Origin of the sequence: uncultured Mailhella sp. (assembly GCF_905187505.1) — a bacterium.
GTDB lineage: Bacteria > Desulfobacterota > Desulfovibrionia > Desulfovibrionales > Desulfovibrionaceae > Mailhella.
Window position 1 is genome coordinate 1 of sequence record NZ_CAJJIC010000173.1, and the last position, 3,738, is coordinate 3,738.

Genomic DNA, 3,738 nt, shown 5'->3' on the forward strand with positions numbered 1-3,738 from the left:
GGGAGCGGACGCGCCGGGGAGAATTTTTCTCCGCCGGGGTGACGCCGTTGCATGGCCGTCGCCGTTCTCCTGAAACACGCCGTGCGGTCGCAAGGCCTGCACGACGCCCGCCCCGCTTGACGCCGGAAGAACATGACGACCGGTGAGCGGACGCGGCCGGGCAGCTCGAAGGCTGCCCTTCTCCGGCGCAAAAGGCCGCCCACGGCCCGGCATCCAGTCGCAGGCCAGAGAGACCGTTGTCCTTTGCGGGCAGCGATCTCCCGGCGCGGTGAGCCCATCGGCCCTTGGCAGGCAAAGGCCCGTCCGTGCGTCCCCGGGCCTTTTTGAGGCACGGAGAAAAGCGGCAACAAGGAAGCCCCCAGCTTCCGGCGCTGAAAAGAGAGATGCGTCCCCCTTTTTGCCCGCGGCGGAAAGGCAGGGCGAATCAGAGCCCCGGGATACGGCCGCCGTCGGCGCAACGCGCCCTGCGCATGACGCAGCCGCGCCGTCATTTTCCCCGGCGAGACCGAGGACAGCGCCCCCGCGGCGTCCCTCGACGTCTTCTCTGCTCCCTTCCCCGATGCTCCCCGCCTGCGCTCCGGCGTCCCTTCCCTGCCTTCCGGCCGGGCTTCCTTTCTGCTCGCCCTTGCCCGGCCTTTCTTCTCCCCGGCGCCCCCTTGCCTGCCTTCCGGCCGGGCTTCCTTTCTGCCCGCCCTTGCCTTCGGCCCGGCGCCCCCTTGCCTCCGGCTCCCCTCGCTTCTCCGCTCCGCGCCCGCCTTCCGTCTTTTTTGCGTTTTAAGTTGACAATGGTTTTCACTTCCATTAGTTTCAGTCTGTCCGTCATGGGAACGAGATGTCATGCGTGACAGTCGCCGTCTTCGAGCGGACTCTCGGCATTCGGCCTTTTCAACGTTCATTTTTTTTTCGCAATAATTGAAAAAGAATTTCATTTTTATCAGGAGGACCCCATGTCACAGATGAATCTCCGCCAGCTCGCCCCGGGACGGGAAGCGAGCATCGTCAAAATCACCGCTCACGGAGAACTCGGACGACGCATCCGCGACATGGGACTGGTCCCCGGCATGTCGGTGCAGGTGGTCGGCAGGGCTCCTCTGCGCGATCCCGTGGCCCTGCGCATCGAAGGTTCCACCATCGCGCTGCGCAACAGCGAAGCCGACTATGTCGACGTGGAGGTCAAATGAGCTGTCCCATGTGTGAAAAGCGCGGCATCGCCGGAGAAGCCGCCCTTACGGAAGAGGAAAGAAAGAACGGCGTGCGCATCGCGCTTGCGGGCAATCCCAACTGCGGCAAGACCACGGCGTTCAACGCCTGGACGGGGGCGCATCAGCACGTGGGCAACTACCCCGGCGTGACCGTGGAAAAAAAGGAAGGCTGGACGAGCTCCGGCGGGCAGAAGGTGCTGCTCGTGGATCTGCCCGGCACCTATTCGCTTACCCCCTACTCCATGGAAGAACGGGTGGTGCGCGACGTGCTGGCGCCGGAGAATGCCGCGGAGCGGCCGCGCGCGGTCATCGACGTCATCGACTCCGCCACGCTGGAACGCGGTCTTTTTCTGGCCGTGCAGATACGCGAGCTCGGTCAGAGCGTGGTGCTCGCCTGCAACATGATGGACGAAGCGCGCAGGGCGGGCATGACCATCGATCTCGACAGACTTTCCGAACGTTTCGGCGTGCGTGCCGTGCCCACGGTGGCGCGCTCGGGCGAAGGTCTCGACAAGGCGCTTGCCCTGGCGCTGGAAGAAGCAAAGAAGCCTTCCGAACCGCTCGTCATAAGCTACGGGCCGGACGTCGACCCCGCGCTTTTGCGCATGACAAGGCTCATTGAGGAAAAAAAGCTCCTCACCTCCCGCTATCCCGCGCGCTGGACGGCGCTGAAGCTGCTCGAAGGCGACGAGGTGCTGCGCGCCCAGACGGAAGGCGCGGACGCCGAAACCGCAAGGGAACTTGAGGCCGTGCGCAGCGCGCTTGCCGAGCACCTTGCCTCCACGCTGGAAACCACGCCCGACGCCGTCATTTCCGACTACCGCTACGGCTTCATCAACAGCGCGCTCCGGGGCGGCGTGGTGCGCAAAAGCAGCTCCAAAGACCGTCTTGCCTTTACCGACAAGCTCGACAAGGTGCTCACCAACACCATTCTTGGGCCGGTGATCATGCTTGCCGTGGTGTATTTCATGTTCTGGACCACGTTCATCGTGGGCGCGTATCCGCAGGGCTGGGTGGAAGACTTCTTCGGCTGGCTCGGCGAAATGATGACCGGCGTGCTTCCCGAAGGGCTCGTGCAGTCGCTGGTGGTGGACGGCATCATAGGCGGCGTGGGCGGCGTGCTCAGCTTCGTGCCGCTCATTCTCATCATGTTCCTCATCGTGTCGTTTCTTGAAGACAGCGGCTACATGGCGCGCATGGCCTACATGCTCGACCGCGTCATGCGGGCCTTCGGACTGCACGGCTCCTCGGTGATGCCCTTCATCATTGCGGGCGGCATTGCGGGCGGCTGCGCCATTCCCGGCGTCATGGCCACGCGCACCATGCGCAGCGAAAAGGAACGCATGGCCACCATGATGACCCTGCCGCTCATGACCTGCGGCGCGAAGATTCCCGTGTTCCTCATGCTCACGGCGGCCTTCTTTGCCGACAATCAGGCGGGCATCATGTTCGCCATCACCCTGTGCGGCTGGGCCGTGGCCCTGCTCGTCTCCCTGCTTCTGAGAAAGACCGTGTTCCGCGGCGCCTCCACGCCCTTCGTCATGGAACTGCCGCCCTACCGCCTGCCCACGCTGCGCAGCATTCTCACGCACACCTGGGAACGCGGCTGGATGTACATCAAAAAGGCGGGCACCGTCATTCTGGCCATATCCGTCATACTCTGGGCCGCGCTCACCTTCCCGGCGCTCACCGAAGAGCAGTCCGCGCCCTTTGAGGCGAAAATCGCCGCGCTCGACGAACGGCTTGCTCCCCTCGATGAAGCAATCGAAACCCTGAAGGCCCAGCTTGAAGGCGAAGGCTCCGCCGACGCCGCCATGCAGACCATGCTCGCCTCGCTGACGCAGCAGAAGGAGGAACTCGAAAACGCGAAGGCCGACGAAGAAAACGCCCTTGCCTCCGAAACCGTGCGCAACACCTGGGGCGGCCGCATAGGCCAGTTCGTGGAACCGCTGTTCCGCCCCCTCGGCTTCGACTGGCGCACCGACGTGGCCCTCATTTCCGGCGTGGCCGCCAAGGAAGCCATTCTCTCCACCATGGGAACGGCCTATTCCATAGGCGAGACCGACCCCGACGAACCGGATTCCCTGTCCGCAAGGCTGGCCGCCGATCCCGGCTGGTCCAAGACCGTGGCGCTCTCGCTCATGCTCTTCGTGCTCATCTATTCACCCTGCTTCGTCACCCTCGTGGTGCTCAAGAACGAAGCCGGCGGCTGGCGGTGGCTCTTCTTCAGCATGGTCTTCAACACCGCCGTGGCCTACCTTGTGGCCTGGGGTGGAACGCTTGTCGGCCGCATGATCTGGGGCTGATCCCCCGCACTTTCTCCGCGGCCGCCCTCTTTCCCGCGGCCTCATTCCGAAGGGACGCCCCGGCACGCCGGAGCGTCCCTTCTTCTCCGCAACTTCTCCGCAAACGCGGCGCGCGTTCTCTGCATCCTTTCAGCGGCGCTCTGCAACGCTCCGCAATGCTCTTCCCCTATTCCTCAGCCCCCCCTTTCCCTCCCACCCCTCCCCCCCCTCCCTCCTCCCCCTCCACCCCC

General features: G+C 64.4%; 2 protein-coding genes. Both read left to right on the forward strand.

The genetic code is table 11. From position 1 onward, the window contains the following. The first annotated feature begins 947 nt into the window (after positions 1-947). Complete coding sequence (locus QZZ60_RS10905; protein ID WP_295641327.1) at positions 948-1,181, forward strand: FeoA family protein; 234 nt, start codon at positions 948-950, stop codon at positions 1,179-1,181. Continuing rightward, a complete protein-coding gene (gene feoB / locus QZZ60_RS10910; protein ID WP_295641328.1) occupies positions 1,178-3,508 on the forward strand; it encodes a ferrous iron transport protein B in 2,331 nt (776 codons plus the stop codon). The genes QZZ60_RS10905 and feoB overlap by 4 nt, the downstream gene beginning before the upstream one ends. The last annotated feature ends 230 nt before the right edge of the window (positions 3,509-3,738 follow it).

What these genes read in the sequence shown, in the direction of transcription:
- QZZ60_RS10905 (WP_295641327.1), top strand. Translation starts at nt 948, where the DNA reads ATGTCACAGATGAATCTCCGCCAGCTCGCCCCGGGACGGGAAGCGAGC.
- feoB (WP_295641328.1), top strand. Translation starts at nt 1,178, where the DNA reads ATGAGCTGTCCCATGTGTGAAAAGCGCGGCATCGCCGGAGAAGCCGCC.